The following is a 14844-nucleotide window of genomic DNA, read 5'->3' on the forward strand; positions in this document are numbered from 1 at the left end:
GGGGTGACTAGCCCAGGGCCTGGGTGAGGTCGGCGATCAGGTCGTCGGCGTTCTCGATGCCGACGGACAGGCGGATCAGGTCCGCGGGGACCTCCAGGGCCGAGCCGGCCACCGAGGCGTGGGTCATGCGGCCCGGGTGCTCGATGAGGGACTCGACGCCGCCGAGGGACTCGGCCAGGGTGAAGATCTTGGTGCGGCCGCAGATCGCGACGGCCTCCTCCTCGCCGCCGGCGACCTGGAAGGAGACCATGCCGCCGAAGTTGCGCATCTGCTTGGCGGCGATCTCGTGGCCCGGGTGCTCGGGCAGGCCCGGGTAGAGGACCTTGGTGACCTTCGGGTGGCGCTGGAGCACCTCCACGATCTTCGCGGCGTTCTCGGCGTGCCGGTCCATGCGCACGGCGAGCGTCTTGATGCCGCGCAGCACCACCCAGGAGTCGAAGGGACCGGCGACGGCGCCCATGGCGTTCTGGTGGTAGGCGAGCTCCTCGCCGAGGGCCTCGTCGGCGGCGACGAGGGCGCCGCCGACCACGTCGGAGTGGCCGCCCATGTACTTGGTCAACGAGTGCACGACGACGTCGGCGCCGAGCGCGAGGGGCTGCTGGAGGTAGGGGGAGGCGAAGGTGTTGTCGACGACGAGCTTGGCGCCGGCCGTGCGGGCGATGTCCGCGACCACCGCGATGTCGGTGATGCCCAGCAGCGGGTTCGAGGGGGTCTCGACCCAGATGAGCTTGGTCTTCGGGGTGATCGCGGCGCGCACGGAGTCGGCGTCGGAGGTGTCGGCGACCGACCACTCCACGCCCCAGCGGGAGACGACCTTCGCGAAGAGGCGGAAGGTGCCCCCGTAGGCGTCGTTGGGGATGACCACGTGGTCGCCCGGGGCGAGCAGCGTGCGCAGCAGGCAGTCCTCGGCGGCGAGACCGGACGCGAAGGCCAGGCCGCGGCGGCCGCCTTCGAGCGCGGCGAGGTTCTCCTCCAGCGCGGTGCGGGTGGGGTTGCCGCTGCGGCTGTACTCGTAGCCGCCGCGCAGCCCGCCGACGCCGTCCTGCTTGTAGGTGGACACCTGGTAGATCGGGGGGACGACCGCACCGGTCTGCGGGTCCGCCGTGTTGCCCGCGTGGATCGCGCGGGTCTCGAAGCTCTGGTGCTCGTGGCTGTCGTCGCTCATGGGGCAGATGCTATGCCCCGCGCCGCCCGTGGTCCTCCGGGACCGGTCACGCATTCGCGTTTGCCCCGCCGGGTCTGGTTCGCTGGGAGACATGCAGATGATCTGGGTCCTGATGATGCTGGTGCTGGCCGGCGTCATGATCTATCGGTTCGTACGGGTCCGCCGGGGCGGCGGCCTGCGTCTGGTGTCGCCGGGCAGCCCCGACGCCGCCGACCCCGCCGACTACGGGTTCGTGCGGCAGGAGGAGCTCGACGTCCGGGTGCCCGGGCCCGACCAGGACCTGATGGACGCCCTGGGCAACGTCCAGCGCGGCGGCGGCTGGCAGGCCGCCTCCGCCCTGCTCGCCGGCACGCCGAAGGACGGCGAGCAGCGGTGGCAGCGGGTCCAGGCGTTCGGCGGGGCGGCGGCGCTGGACCTCGTACAGCGGCCCGGGATCGGGGCGCCGTGGCTGAAGGCGTGGCGGCTGGAGGCGGAGAAGGACGCGGGCGGCGCGCAGGTGCACGCGGAGCTGCTGGTGCAGCAGGCCTGGCGGTCCTCCGGCGGGGTGGGCGCGCAGGACCACCGGATCATCCTGGAGGAGGCGCGTGAGGCCTGCCGCAGGGCGGCGCTGCTGGCCCCCGGCGACCCGGTGCCGTTCATCACCGAGCTGGCGGTCGCGCGCGGACTGGGCTACTCGGAGGCCGAGTTCGACGCGCTGTGGGCGAAGGTGCTCGACGTGGCGCCCGCGCACATGGGGGCGCACCTGGCGGCGCTGCACTACTGGTGCGAGAAGTGGCACGGTTCGCGGGAGAAGGCCGCCGCCTTCGCCGAGGCGGCCGCGGCCCGCGCCCCGCACGGCTCGCTGCTGGCGGCGCTGCCGCTGTTCTCGGTGTACGAGAACCTGCCCGACCAGCTGCTGGTGAACGACTTCGGGCGCACGGCGGTCGTCTCGCGGGCCGTGGAAGGGGCCCTGTTCGCGGTCCACCAGGCGCGCGCGGACGACCCGATGCTGGCGCACGTACGGCACCTGCTGCTGTGGTTCCTGGTGCGGATGGAGCGCTGGGCGGAGGCGATGGAGCAGGTACGGCACGTGGACGGCTACGTGGGCGCGCTGCCGTGGTCGGCGTCCGAGGACCCGGCGCACACGTACGCGCTGGTCCGGGCGCTGGCGGTGGCCGGGTACGAGGCGAACGGCGGGTCTCCGGCGACGCTGCCGCACTGATCCGCCGCCGGGCGCGGGGAGTTGGGGCGCGGGGTGGCGGGCGGCGGGCCGGGCGGGGTGTCCCGCCCCGTCGGCCGGCCCGTACCCGCCGCCACCCCCCGCTCCCGGGCGCCCGCCCCGGGGACGTAAGGTGCGCGTAAACATCGCACCAAGCGCGTGTCAAAGACCCGTGCCATCCCGTGGGGGGACCCCGTCCATATGGGCGCTTCGCTGCGCGCTCTGCGCGCCCTCGTCCTGCTCGCAGGCTTCTACCTGCTGAGCGTCGTCCTGCTCGCCGTCCTCGGACTCCTCGACTGGGCGGCCTTCTCCTGGCTGCACGGCGCACTCGCCGGCAAGATCGTCATCGGCACCGTGGTCCTCGCCGTCCCGATCGTGCGCGGCATGTTCATGCTCCGCACCCCCAAGCCCGAACCGCTGCCCGGCGTCCGCGTCACCGAGGCACAGGAGCCCGCCCTGTGGCGGGCCGTCCGCGAGACCGCCGACCAGGTCGGCACCCGCGCCCCCGACGAGATCCTCCTCATCGACGAGGTCAACGCCGCCGTCTCCGAGGACGCGAAGCTCCTCGGCCTGCGCTCCGGCACCCGCCGCCTCTACCTCGGCCTGCCCCTGATGACCGGCCTGGACGAAATGCAGCTGCGCGCCGTCCTCGCCCACGAGATGGGCCACTACGCCAACCTCGACACCCGCCTCACCCCGCTCATCGCCCGCGGCCGCGCCCAGCTGGTGCGCACCATCGGCCACTTCCACGACCGCGCGGACAACGCCGAGGCCAAGGAGCGCGCCAAGCAGGAGAAGCGCGCCGAGAAGCGGATCGCCAAGGGCAAGAAGGCCAAGGCGGTCGACACCGAGGGCGAGGGCATCACGTACCGCGCCATGGCGAAGATCTACACCGGGTACGCCCACTTCTACATGCGCGCCACCCTGTCCTCCTCGCGCCGCCAGGAGCTGGCCGCCGACCTCGCCTCGGTCCGCGTCGCCGGCCGCGACTCCGCCGCCTCCGCCCTGCGCGAGCTGGGCGCCCTCGGCTCGGCGCACGACTTCTACATGAGCTCGTACGCCACCCTCGGCGTCGGCGCGGGCCTGCTGCCCCGCCCCGGCGAGGTCTTCGGCGGGCTGCGCCACCTCCTCGACGCCCGCTCCGCCGAGCTGGAGGAGATGCGCCGCGACCTGCCCACCGAGCCCGCCTCCCCCTACGACTCCCACCCCGCACTGGCCGAGCGCGTGGCCCGCATCGAGGCCCTGCCCGACGACGGCCGTGCCGGCCAGGCGGCCCGCCCGGCCCTGGAGCTGCTCTCCTCCCCGCAGGAGGCGCTGGCCGCGCTGGAGCAGATCGTCCTCACCCCCGAGGCCCTCGCCCTCACCCGCGTGGACTGGGACGAGCTCGTCCACCGGTCGATGACCACCTACGTCGGCCGGGGCGCCGAGGACATCCGCGAGGCCCTCACCGCCGAGGGCGCCGGCCCCGGCCTGGGCGAACTGCTGGACGCCGTCGACGCCGACCCGGCGGTGCTCTGGCGGATCGCCGACCGCTTCCCGAAGTCCGAGGAGGCGCGGGCCGCGACCGGCCGCACCGCCCGCGAGTTCGCCCGCCCGCTCGTCCGGCGCGCCGTCGAGCGGCTGGCCACCGTCGAACTCCTGGCCCGCGGCGCCGCCCGCTGGGAGCTGTCCTGGTCGGACCAGGCCGCCCTGTCCTACCCCGTTCCCGGTTTCGAGGACGAGCTCGGCCCCGCCCTGGACGCGGCCGTCGCCGACCTGCCCGACACCGGACTCCTGCGGAAGCTGGTGCTCGCCCCGTGACCCTCGTACTCGCCGTCCTCGGCGTCCTGCTGCTGGCCGTCGCCTGCTGGGTCCTGCGCGGGGTGTTCCTCATCCGCAAGGCCAAGCGGCTCGAAGCCGAGATCGCCGGCCTGGACGCCCGGGCCGAGGCCGGCCGCACCGACGAACGGGCCCGCAAGGCGGCCGCGGCCGTCGCCCTGGGCTTCATCGCGGAGGCCGGTCTCGACACCGACCACCCGGCGCCGGTCCCGGCCGAGCGCCTGGCCGTCCTCGAAGCCGTCCGCACGGGCGACTGGGAGGCCGCCGCCGCGTACCTGGAGGCCGCCGGGGAGGACTGGCAGGAACGGCTGGAGCGGCTGCGCCCGCTGGCCGAGGCCGCCGCGGAGGACGACGCCTGGCTGCTGGCCTGGCGCGCCGCCCGGCCCGCGGACCCCACCGCGGCGCTGGTCCACGCCGACACCAGCGTGATGGTGGCCTGGAACGTGCGCGGCAGCCAGGCCGGCAGCCGCACCACCCAGGAGCAGTTCCGCCTCTTCCACCAGCTGCTCACCAAGGCCCGGGACGACGCCCGGGCGGCGCAGGCACTGGCCGACCCTGCGGACCCCACCCCGTACGTCGTCGAGCAGGCCGTCGCCATGGGCCTGGGCTACGCGCACGAGGACTACCGGGAGCTGTGGCAGCGGATAACCGACCGCGCCCCGCGCCTGCTGTGGTCGCACGTCGCGGGCCTGCAGTACTGGTGCGCGAAGTGGCAGGGCTCGCACGAGCTGGCCATGGAGTACGCCCGCGCGTCGGCGGCCGCTGGGAAGCCGGGCGACCTGCTGACCCTCATCCCGCTCATGGCGTACTTCGAGCAGCAGGAGTGGGAGGACGACCTCCTGGCGGAGACGTACTACAAGGAGCCGGAGATCGTCGCCGCCGTGGACGCGGCCCTCGCGGACCTGGCCGCCGCCGGCCACGCCCACCCCGGCGCCCCCCGGATGCGGCACATGCTGGCCTACCTGCTGTTCTGGCAGGACCGGGACGCGGAGGCGGTGGAGCAGTTCCGCCACGTCGACGGGTACATCGGCGCCGTGCCGTGGACGTACGCCGGGGAGCCGAAGCAGCGCTACCTGTACGCCCGCGACTGGGCGCTGGACGTGACGACACCGGACGCCTGACGACCAGGGGCGGGCGGGACCCCCACTCCAGGGCCCCGCTCCGGGAATCCCCGCCCGCCCCCGTCCGTTGTCCCTCCCACAAGGAGGCGACCATGTTCTCGTACCGCCGCACGCCCGAACTGCCCACCAGCGAGGAAGCCCTCAAGGGCCGCGCCGAAGCGCAGTTCTCCCTGCCCGAGCGCCACACGGTCCTCGGCAACCCCCTGGCCGGCCCCTACCCCGAGGGCCTTGAGGTCGCCGACTTCGGCCTGGGCTGCTTCTGGGGCGCGGAGCGCAAGTTCTGGCAGACCCCCGGGGTGTGGACGACGCTGGTCGGCTACCAGGGCGGCTACACGGAGAACCCGACGTACGACGAGGTCTGCTCGGGCCAGACGGGCCACACGGAGGTCGTCCGCGTGGTCTTCGACCCGTCGGCGGTCTCCTACGAGACCCTCCTGAAGCTGTTCTGGGAGTCCCACGACCCCACCCAGGGCTTCCGCCAGGGCAACGACGTCGGCACCCAGTACCGCTCGGCGGTCTACACCCACTCCCCCGCCCACCAGCAGGCCGCCGAGGCCTCCCGCGACGCCTACCAGCGCGTCCTCACCGCCTCGGGCCACGGCACGATCACCACGGCCGTCCTCCCGGCGGACCCCCGCCCCTTCTGGCCGGCGGAGCCCTACCACCAGCAGTACCTGGACCGCAACATTAACGGCTACTGCGGCATCGGCGGGACGGGCGTGGCCTGCCCGATCGGCATCGCCGAGGCGCCGTCTTCGGACGAGTAAGGGGTATACATCCCGGCGTTCGCTACGCCGCAACCCCCACGCATCAGCTCGTCGGCCCGCCCCGCGCGCTTGCCCAAACTCCAGGACGAGAGCCAGAAGTCTGGCTACCATCCGAAGAGATCGATCGGGCAAGCGAGGGGGCGGAAGCCGGAGTGATCCACAAGGTCTCGATTTCGAAAAGCCAGGTCTTCAAAGTTCTTCAGCTCGAAGAAGGTCACTTCACTGACCTGAAGGCCATCGAGATTGCACCCGCGAAACTTACAAAGGCCATCGCAGCCTTCGCGAATGCCGACGGCGGGGAGCTTTACGTCGGAATCGACGAAGGCCCCGACGGAAAGAATCACAAGTGGCGCGGGTTCGCCAACATGGAGGCAGCTAACGGCCACCTGCAGGTTTTCGATGAACTATTCCCCCTAGGTGGCGACTTCCTCTACGAATTCCTTTCATGCGATGGTGAACTCGGCCTCGTCCTTCATGTAATCATTCAAAAAACGAAGGACATCAAGCATGCCAGCGACCGTAAGGCATACATTCGACGTGGCAGTCAGAGCATTCCAGTCGGCCCGGACGGGATGGAGCGACTTCGGCGCAACAAAGGAATAACCTCCTTCGAGTCCGAGACCGTCACAGCGCCAATCGATCTTATCTCTAATTCGCTGACAATCATTGACTTCATGCTCAGTAGCGTACCTACAGGTGAACCTGAGGTTTGGCTGCGAAAGCAGATGATGATTGTCGCCGATAAGCCCACAGTTGCTGGGGTCCTCCTCTACTCCGACGAACCGCAGGCAGTGCTACCAAAGCGGTGTGCGATCAAGGTCTATCGCTATAAGACCACAGACCCTGAGGGGTCTCGCGAGAACCTCGCGTTCGATCCACTCACGATCGAGGGCTCGCTGTACGATCAGATCAAACAGGCCGTAGCGAAGACCTCCGAGCTCATCGAAGGCGTCAAGGTACTCGGCCCCGAGGGTCTTACCCCGATCACGTACCCGTTCGAGACGCTGCACGAGATCATCACAAATGCTGTCATTCACCGGGACTACGGAACAGCAGACGATGTACACGTGCGAATTTTCGACAACCGCGTTGAGGTTGAGAGCCCAGGCAGGCTGCCGGCCCACATGACGACAGCCAACATTCTCAAGGAACGCTTCTCGCGAAATGGCGCAATCGTTCGGCTGATCAACAAATTCCCCGACCCCCCGAACAAGGATGTCGGCGAAGGTCTGGCGACAGCGTTCGCTGCGATGAAAAAGCTAAAATTGAAAGACCCGGTGATCGAGGAGCGAGATAATTCTGTTCGAGTAAACATTCGCCACGATCGCCTCGGGTCACCAGAGGAAATCATCATGCAGTACCTGGAGACCCACTCGGAAATCAACAACAGGACGGTCAGGGCCCTTACCGGGATCGGATCAGAGAACAAGGTAAAGACAATCTTCCTGCGCCTAATCGATGCCGGGCAAATCGAACGTGTTCCAGGAAAGCGCGGTAGCGCCTCCGCGTATAGGCGCATCACTACGACCTCAGGGGATGCCGCATCCTGACAGGCGCTGGGGTATGCACCCAACGCCTTTCCTGTTTTGGAAAGATCACCCTCTTGACCCATCCATCACCGCCTCGGGAGCATCGAACCCGACAGGCGTACGCCGACATGTGGGGGCGAGGATGCTGCGGAAGCTGTCCGGTGACCCGGAGTGCAGGAACGGAACGTGCCCGACGCTGTGGGGTACTGAGGACGCCAAGGACTATGTAGTGCAGGGCTACGTCATCACTGACCCCGAGCGGCTGGCGCAACTCGACCTGCCCGAGGGTGAGACCGCCGTCGTGGTACCGGCCGCGGTGCTGGAGGAGTACTTCCGTGCTCAGCAGTGAGGAGTTCGGCCGACTCTTCGAGACCTTCGAACGGAGCGCCTTTCGGCTAGAGACGCTCGCCGTCTACAGCGTGGAGGAGGAGCGCGAGGAGTTCGAACGCTTCCTGGCAGGCGGGGACATGGGCCCTGACTGGGACGACAACCCGTGGGTACGGTCGATGACAGACAAAGGTAAGGAGGTTTCGCGCGTCCACGTGTTCAGGTCTCCGCTGACCGACTACCTGCGGTACGAACTGGCCGCCTACCCGGGCAACATCGCGGCAGGCGAGACCATCGGCATCATCGACCAGGCTGACCAAGAAGTGGCCGACCTACCCGATCACGACTTCTGGTTGTTCGATGACCAGGACGTGTACCGGATGCACTACACGTCCGAAGGTGCGTTCATCGGGGCCGAACTGCTTCCTGCCCACTGCCTTGCCGAGTATCAGGACTACCGAGACCGCGCCCTGGCCGAAGCGGTGCCGTTCGCGGACTACAGGGAGCGGTACCACTGACCGCCGACTCGATCGGGAAAGCCCTGCGGGCGCTGCGCGATGCATCCGGACTCACGGGTGATGCCGTGGCCCGCAGGGCTTCCATGTCTGCCGGAAAGCTCTCGAAGATCGAGACGGGCAAGGTACGACCGACCGTCCAGGATGTGGACCTGGTCCTCACCGCCATAGGCGTGACCCAGGAGGTCAAGCAAGAGTTCCTGGCAGCCGCCCGCGCTGAAGCCACCGAGGCCACCGCATGGCGCCTGCTGCGCCGTATGGGCCCGTGGAAGCACCAGAAGACCATCCGGGCCATCGAAGCCGGCACCACCACGCTCAGGCTCTTCCAGGGCCAGCTCGTCCCCGGACTCCTCCAGACGCCCGAGTACGCCTCTGCCGTCTTCTCCCTGCCGCCGGCCATGCCGGAAGAGAGCAGGGCCAAGACCGTCGCGGCCCGCCTCGAACGGCAATCCGTCCTGTACGAGCCGGGCAGGTCGTTCCGCTTCCTGATCTGCGAGCACGTACTCCGGTGGCGCATCAGCGAGCCCGTGGTCATGGCGCTCCAGCTCGACCGGCTCGTATCCGTGTCCCGTCTGCCCAATGTCTCTCTCGGTGTCGTGCCTTCCGACCGCCGGATGCCCGACTTCCCCATGACCTGCTTCAGCCTCCACGACGACCGGCTCGTCATCGTGGAGACGTTCCACTCCGAGGTCACCACCCGCGACCCGAAGGACGTCCAGCTCTACCTCGAAACCTTCGAACGGTTCGCCGCGGTGGCGGTCTACGGCGACGTCATGAGAACCCTGGTCGAGGGCATCCGGGACGGATTCTTGCCCCAACAGGAAAGACCCTAGAACGGGCTGCTCAGCGGGTGAAGCATCAGCGGTGCCGACACCCCCGAGGGAGGGAATCCCAGTGAGCAGCCCCAGCACCACGATGGACCCGCCGGTTCAACTGTCCCTCCCCCGCACACCGCCTGCACCTGCGCCGGGTTGCGGTGTCTGCGCTGCCCTTGCGAAGCAACGCACAGCGGCGTACGACGCCGGGGACCTGTCCGCTGTCTCGGACTGCAACGTCGAGCTGGCCGCGCACCCCAAGAAGCACTCTGGGGGCCGGTAGTGGACATGCAGATCTGGAGAGACGGACGTACAGCGGCTCTGAGCGCCTCCGATGCCATGCGCGAGGTGCTCGCCTCCCTGGGCCTGCCGGAGAGCGCCTACGCGGCGATACGCCCGCAGGTGACTCCCCGAGGCGAGCCGCTCGTTCACCTGGGCTCGATCCCCGCTGCTCACGTCGAGCAGATCGCAGAGGCGCTTCGAGGCACCCGGACCCACCCTGAGCGGAACAGCGGTGCCACTCCCATCTGAATCAAGGAGGATCAGATGACCGACCTGTACGGACTCGACATCTCCGGCGCCCACTTCAGCAAGGCGTGCGGAGGCAACACCCACCCGGACGGCGAGGCGTGCGTGACCCTCGCGAAGATCGGGCCGGACGCGTGGGCGATAGGTGACAGCAAGCACCCAGACGCCGAGCCGCTGCGCTTCACTACGGCGGAGCTGGACGCGGCGGGTATCGACCCCGCGCGGTTCGACCTCTCCGCCTGATCCACAGCACCACCTGAACTGACGGCCCTGCCCTCACGCCGACGGGCGGGGCCGTCGTCATCTCTCGGAACGGAGCAGCGGTGCACCACCACGGTTACGCATGGGTGGGGGAGAAGAAGACGTTCGACAGGGAGAGCGTCCGCAGACCGCCCGGTCAGGCTCCGGCGGCGACCAGTGAGCAAGAGGTGCACGACCGGTACCGGGAGGCCGTGGCAGTCTTTCCGACTACCGAACTCCCTCCGATCCAGACGGCGAACTGGCTGATGAAACCGCCCTCGATGATCCGAGGGACGTGGGAGGAGCCCAAGGAGGCCGGCGAGTGGCTGGGCCTTCAGCTCGCAGAGTTCGCACCCCGGTTCGCCTTTGAGCAGGATCGGGAAGTGACCAGGCTGGTTCTCCTGGTGAAGAGTGCGGTCGAGCGGCTGACCTGGGGAGGAGACGTGTCCCTCGGCACTACCTGAAGGGCGCTGTCTTCCACTCCGTCGCTCTTGTGACGTGCTCGCCGAACCGCTCCGCTCCAGACCTGGCCTGTCCCGCCCGATAGGCCGGTGCATGACAGTGGCCCCCGGCGTATGCCGAGGGCCTGTCTGCGTCCGTGTGTGCCTGTCTCAGGCGCTCTCTCCCAGGTGGCGGTACAAGGTGGCGCGACCGACTCCCAGGGCCTTGGCGATGGCTGTGACGCTGTCTCCCTTGGCGTGCCGGGCACGGGCCACGGCGAGCTTGTCGTCATCCACGACGGACGGACGCCCACCGACGTTCCCCTTGCGGGCCGCAGCCTCCAACCCCTCCAAGGTCTTCTCGCGGATGCCTTCCCGCTCCACCTCTGCACTGACGGCGAGTACGGCGAACACGATGGCGCCTGCCCCGTTCGGGTCGTACACGCCCTGAAGGGGACCGGACAGGAGTTCCAGTTGGATGCCGTCCGCCTGAAGGGTGGAGGACAACGTCATGAGTTCCGCCGCGCTGCGGGCAAGACGCTTCATCTCGACCACGGTCAGGATGACCGGCTGATGCGGCGCAGCCGCCTTGATCTCCCGTGCCAGCGTGAGCGCCTTCTCAAGCTCCGGCCGCTCCTTCACACGGGTACTGATCTTCTCCGAGAACACGCGGGTGCAGTCGGCACGGGCCAGCATGTCCAACTGGGACTGAAGTTCCTGTCCAACGGTCGAGCAACGGGCGTAGCCCAGTCGGATCGCCGCGCTCGGTATCGCGTCGGACACCTGTGTGACGGGAGCGCCCTGCGTCCATGCCTTACCGGGGTTGCGGTCGGCCGGAGTCTTCACGGTCAGTTCCGCCTTGAGCGACGGCACCAGGGCGAAGCGGCCCGTGTGGTAGTTCGCCGCCACCTTGCCCGTCGTCGTACGGCAAGGGCTACCGGCAGGGGCACCGCACTTCGGGCAGGCGTGACGTTCGACCCGTGCGGCCGGGGTGTTCGTGGTCATGACGAGACCGTCCCACAAACGCGTCCCGAAAGCCAGTGGTGAGGGGTGACGTTTCGGGACGGGTTACGAGACATCCGAGCATGGGCGAATCGGACACACCGAGAGCCTGGCCCTTCCGTCCCGAAAACGAAGGTTTACGAGACGCTCTGGTCGTAGCCCTTGCCAGCTGGCTCCTGCTCCAGCCCCATGAGACTGAGGATCTCGTCCACCTGCTCCTCGCTGAGCATGGGCGCTCGCGCCAGCCAGTACTCCAGCCACTCGTTCGCAGTCATGACAGGGGTAACGCCGACAGCGCCATGGTCGTCACGCCCGTTACCAACGGCGACGGCGAAGGGGTGGGGGTATGACCCCTTGAGGGGTCCTTGCCCGACCGCCATGTCTTGGCCGCGCAGATCCTGCCACGGTTTCAAGGCCCACCAGCGCCGCGACGCAGTGACAAAGCGGCGGAGGAATGCCAGTTCAGGGCGCCGTGACAGCCCCTGACCAGCGGCCGGAGACTGCACAAGAGTGACGCCTTACGGGCATTGACTAAGCGGCTTCGCCATGCGGCCGCGTACGCGGCCCCACCCGGCCGGGCTACCTGGCTGTGCTCTGCCGGCCCCTGCGGGGCCGCCCGTTCGTAGTGGCCTCGGAATGTGGCGGCCGGATGGCCGCCCTCTACTGCTCACCCCTTCGCCGCTGCCTCGATACCAAGTGGGCGCTGCCGCGCCCCTGCTTTCCTTCGCCGCTGGCGTAGGCCGCTTCGGACCGTCGGCCCCTCCGGGGCCACACTGTGACCACTCAGGATCGAGCCCGACGGCGCTCATTCCGTGATGGCTATAAGGAGATAAAGAAGCAGCGAAGGTTTCCGCAGCTCAGAGCGCATGTTGGTAGGCGCTCCACGTGTACGCAGTACTCATTCCACGCCTACCCCCGGTCAGGCTGCCCGCTGGATGCCATGCGCCTTGCAGGACAGGGAACCTCTTGCCGTGTCGTACAGGTGGCCAGGGAGCACGAGACACCGAGCATCGGATGACGGGCTGACCAAGCCGAGATCCTTGGCCGACTTGATCGCGCGACTTACGCCCTGCTTCGGCTGAGGCTGGCCATCCTTGCGGGTCAGGATCGCCGCGAGTTCCCCTGACGCCAATTCGGCGTGGCCCAGCTGGTTGGCCTTCCCGAGGGCAGCGAAGTGGACGCGGAACGCGAGGTCGAAGCGGGTGTCACGGGCCATGCGCCGGTACTCCGGGCGCGAGATGGCGGCCCACTCCTTGAGCTTGATGGGCATGCGAAAGCCCTCCCTATGAGGCGCGTGAGCGCCGTCCATCCCCGTCGAGCGGGGGTCATGTGCTCCTCTCTGCACGGGGTGGGCGGGCCTGCCAGGGGCACGGGCCTCATCACAGGAGTGTGTCCGGCGACAGCGTGCCGGACCGAACACAGCCTATCGGAGGCGCCCGTGCTGCTCTTCGGCGGATCCGATGCGAAACATCACGGTGGGATTCCACTTCGGATCAGCGGGGGGGGGCTCATCTCGGGATCAAGTCAAAGAACCCCAAATCCCTTGTAGGTTCATGGGATTCCATGTTTCAAATACGCGCGCACGAAGGTAGGATTGAACGTTGCTCTCGGCGCGCAATATGCAGCCCAGGGAAAGGACTTCCGTTTGACCAACATCACTGCTCGCGAGTGGGGTCGTATTCAGGCTGCCAAGGCTCCAGCCTGGAGCGAAGAACGATGGCAACGAGTTTCCACCATAATCGGCTTGGAGTTCGAGCATCAGAACTCGATCAAGGCCACGCGCGAGCAGCGGTAGTCCGAACCCGAAAGACGAACGAAGGGGCACGAGCCGGATGACCGTGCCCCTTTCCGTTTCAGCTCGCCGTCAGTCGCGCCACTTCGGGACCAACAGGTCAGGGTTGAACGGGCGTCGGCCTCCGCCGCCCACCGGCAGGACGATCACCGCGTGCAGCGCCTCCCTGATCAGAGCGCGCTTCTGTGCCAGGTCCAGCCTGCCGGAGGTCCAGCGCTCACGTACGTCGCCGGTGACCTCGGCCGCACGCTGCTGGTTGAGGACGTGGCGCGTGCGGTCCGCGCGTAGTTCCTTGACCCGAGATTCCATCCTCTGGTTCTCAGGGAAGAACAACTCATCCGAGATCTGGTCCTCCTGCCAAGCCTGGAGCAGCTTGCGCTGCTTCCGCGTCAAGCGGTCCAGTTCGTCTTCCCCTGCCCATTTCTCGTCCACATGCGCCGCCCTGGCCGCTCGTTCCTCCAGCTTCGCCAGAACCGCCTCCGTGACGAATTCGTCAATCTTGGCACCATTGCGTCCCGTGCCACCGCAACCGCCCATTTCCTTGCTGGGACACTGGTAGAGATAGCCGCCGGAGAGATCCGGCCGCGCGGTTGCACGGAGGGGCGAGTTACAGATCTGGCCGTCCCCACCGGGCTTGCCGCATCGGAGGATTCCGGTCAGCAGGTACGACGGGGTGCGGTAGTCCGTGACCGTTCCGTCGGACTTCAGGTTGGGGCCGACGCGGGCCGAGAAGACGGCGTCGATGGCCATCCACTCCTTCGGCGTGATGACGGGCTCCCAGCGGCCCACCACCGGCACGCCGTTGGCGTCGCGGACCAGCTCTCCGTTGTGCTTCCGCCAGCCACACAGCCGCGGGTTCCAAAGTGCGAGCTTCAGCGAACGGCTCGCCCACTCCTTGTCGTTGATCGTGCGGACGCCGGCCTCCCGCCACTCCCGGAGGATCGAGTGCAGGGACTTGCCCGCGATCACCTCACGGGCGCCCTTCGCCAGCCACGCCGCTTCCTCGGGCTCCAGCGTGAGCTTGTCGTCCTGCCAGCCGAAGGGGCGCTTTCCTCCTACCGGGATGCCCAGCTCGGCGCGGGCGCGGTGCGAGCGGCGTGCACGCCGCTGCATCTTGCGCACCTCCATCTTGGAGATGACGACGCCGAAGAGGCCCATGGACTCCACGTCCTCGCTGTAGAGGTTCTTCGACCCCTTGGCGTCGGCGTAGACGCGCCCTTCCTCGTACGTGAGCGCGTCCACGAACCGCTCGTAGTCTCCGGCTCTGCGAGTGAGCCGGTCGTCGGCGACGACGATGACGCCGCGTACGGGCTGCCCGTCCGGCATGTGCCCTGACTTGAGCGCCTTCACCATGGCCTCGAAGTCCGGGCGCACCACCGCCGCCTTCGCTGCCGACAGGTCGTTGTCGGTGTAGCGGTGCACGATCGTCCAGCCGAGACGGGCCGCAGTCTCGCCGTTCACCTTGTGCTGGTCCTCGACGCCGTGGCCGTCCCTGGCCGTGTCGGCGGAGATACGCGCGTACGAGACAACCGGGATCACCGGTGCCGCTTCGTTCACTTCCCACCCCTTTACGAAGAGTCACTAATT

General features: G+C 68.3%; 13 protein-coding genes and 1 pseudogene. 9 read left to right on the forward strand and 5 right to left on the reverse strand.

Going from position 1 to position 14844, the window contains the following annotated elements; translation table 11 throughout:
• Nucleotides 1-7: 7 nt before the first annotated feature.
• Entirely contained in the window at nucleotides 8-1165 is a 1158-nt protein-coding gene (locus ACFY0O_RS10050; protein WP_045946626.1) for a cystathionine gamma-synthase, read from the reverse strand.
• 91 nt (nucleotides 1166-1256) lie between these two features.
• Here ACFY0O_RS10050 and ACFY0O_RS10055 point away from each other — a divergent pair, with 91 nt between their 5' ends.
• From ACFY0O_RS10055 to ACFY0O_RS10095, 9 genes and pseudogenes are all read left to right on the forward strand, one after another.
• Nucleotides 1257-2366: a hypothetical protein gene (locus tag ACFY0O_RS10055; RefSeq protein WP_388945082.1), complete on the forward strand. Its 1110-nt coding sequence runs from the start codon at nucleotides 1257-1259 to the stop codon at nucleotides 2364-2366.
• Nucleotides 2367-2564: 198 nt separating this feature from the next.
• Nucleotides 2565-4163 carry a M48 family metalloprotease gene (locus tag ACFY0O_RS10060; RefSeq protein WP_388945594.1) on the forward strand — a complete coding sequence of 533 codons (1599 nt, stop codon included), beginning with the start codon at nucleotides 2565-2567 and terminating at the stop codon, nucleotides 4161-4163.
• Nucleotides 4160-5302: a hypothetical protein gene (locus tag ACFY0O_RS10065; RefSeq protein ID WP_388945085.1), complete on the forward strand. Its 1143-nt coding sequence runs from the start codon at nucleotides 4160-4162 to the stop codon at nucleotides 5300-5302. Before ACFY0O_RS10060 ends, ACFY0O_RS10065 begins: the two co-directional genes overlap by 4 nt.
• 92 nt (nucleotides 5303-5394) lie before the next feature.
• A complete protein-coding gene (msrA, locus tag ACFY0O_RS10070) occupies nucleotides 5395-6069 on the forward strand; it encodes a peptide-methionine (S)-S-oxide reductase MsrA (protein WP_388945088.1) in 675 nt (224 codons plus the stop codon).
• 152 nt (nucleotides 6070-6221) lie between these two features.
• Nucleotides 6222-7619: an ATP-binding protein gene (locus ACFY0O_RS10075; RefSeq protein WP_388945091.1), complete on the forward strand. Its 1398-nt coding sequence runs from the start codon at nucleotides 6222-6224 to the stop codon at nucleotides 7617-7619.
• A 314-nt stretch (nucleotides 7620-7933) separates the two neighbouring features.
• Nucleotides 7934-8443, forward strand: coding sequence for a DUF6879 family protein (locus tag ACFY0O_RS10080; RefSeq protein ID WP_388945093.1), 510 nt, complete (start codon nucleotides 7934-7936; stop codon nucleotides 8441-8443).
• A gap of 23 nt (nucleotides 8444-8466) precedes the next feature.
• Nucleotides 8467-9273: a helix-turn-helix domain-containing protein gene (locus ACFY0O_RS10085; protein ID WP_388945596.1), complete on the forward strand. Its 807-nt coding sequence runs from the start codon at nucleotides 8467-8469 to the stop codon at nucleotides 9271-9273.
• A 528-nt stretch (nucleotides 9274-9801) separates the two neighbouring features.
• The gene (locus ACFY0O_RS10090) at nucleotides 9802-10026 is read left to right on the forward strand and encodes a DUF397 domain-containing protein (protein ID WP_388945096.1); all 225 of its coding nucleotides are present in this window, start codon (nucleotides 9802-9804) and stop codon (nucleotides 10024-10026) included.
• Between the two features lie 80 nt (nucleotides 10027-10106).
• Nucleotides 10107-10570, forward strand: a pseudogene (locus ACFY0O_RS10095) (hypothetical protein).
• A 64-nt stretch (nucleotides 10571-10634) separates the two neighbouring features.
• Here the strand turns inward: ACFY0O_RS10095 and ACFY0O_RS10100 are convergent.
• The 4 genes from ACFY0O_RS10100 to ACFY0O_RS10115 form a co-directional block, all read right to left on the reverse strand.
• On the reverse strand, nucleotides 10635-11468 hold the full coding sequence (locus ACFY0O_RS10100) for a recombinase family protein (protein ID WP_388945099.1): 834 nt from the start codon (nucleotides 11466-11468) through the stop codon (nucleotides 10635-10637).
• Between the two features lie 134 nt (nucleotides 11469-11602).
• Nucleotides 11603-11740, reverse strand: coding sequence for a hypothetical protein (locus tag ACFY0O_RS10105; protein ID WP_388945102.1), 138 nt, complete (start codon nucleotides 11738-11740; stop codon nucleotides 11603-11605).
• A 644-nt stretch (nucleotides 11741-12384) separates the two neighbouring features.
• Nucleotides 12385-12735, reverse strand: coding sequence for a hypothetical protein (locus ACFY0O_RS10110; RefSeq protein ID WP_388945105.1), 351 nt, complete (start codon nucleotides 12733-12735; stop codon nucleotides 12385-12387).
• Nucleotides 12736-13329: 594 nt separating this feature from the next.
• Nucleotides 13330-14814, reverse strand: a complete 1485-nt coding sequence (locus ACFY0O_RS10115) for a recombinase family protein (protein WP_388945108.1) — start codon at nucleotides 14812-14814, stop codon at nucleotides 13330-13332.
• Nucleotides 14815-14844: the final 30 nt, after the last annotated feature.

The organism is Streptomyces sp. NPDC001594, from assembly GCF_042893675.1.
Taxonomy (GTDB): domain Bacteria; phylum Actinomycetota; class Actinomycetes; order Streptomycetales; family Streptomycetaceae; genus Streptomyces.

Bases quoted from the DNA above. Each gene is read 5' to 3' on its own strand.
- ACFY0O_RS10060 (WP_388945594.1), top strand. From the start codon at position 2,565: ATGGGCGCTTCGCTGCGCGCTCTGCGCGCCCTCGTCCTGCTCGCAGGC.
- ACFY0O_RS10100 (WP_388945099.1), bottom strand. From the start codon at position 11,468: ATGACCACGAACACCCCGGCCGCACGGGTCGAACGTCACGCCTGCCCG.
- ACFY0O_RS10110 (WP_388945105.1), bottom strand. From the start codon at position 12,735: ATGCCCATCAAGCTCAAGGAGTGGGCCGCCATCTCGCGCCCGGAGTAC.
- ACFY0O_RS10090 (WP_388945096.1), top strand. From the start codon at position 9,802: ATGACCGACCTGTACGGACTCGACATCTCCGGCGCCCACTTCAGCAAG.
- ACFY0O_RS10050 (WP_045946626.1), bottom strand. From the start codon at position 1,165: ATGAGCGACGACAGCCACGAGCACCAGAGCTTCGAGACCCGCGCGATC.
- ACFY0O_RS10105 (WP_388945102.1), bottom strand. From the start codon at position 11,740: ATGACTGCGAACGAGTGGCTGGAGTACTGGCTGGCGCGAGCGCCCATG.
- ACFY0O_RS10055 (WP_388945082.1), top strand. From the start codon at position 1,257: ATGCAGATGATCTGGGTCCTGATGATGCTGGTGCTGGCCGGCGTCATG.
- msrA (WP_388945088.1), top strand. From the start codon at position 5,395: ATGTTCTCGTACCGCCGCACGCCCGAACTGCCCACCAGCGAGGAAGCC.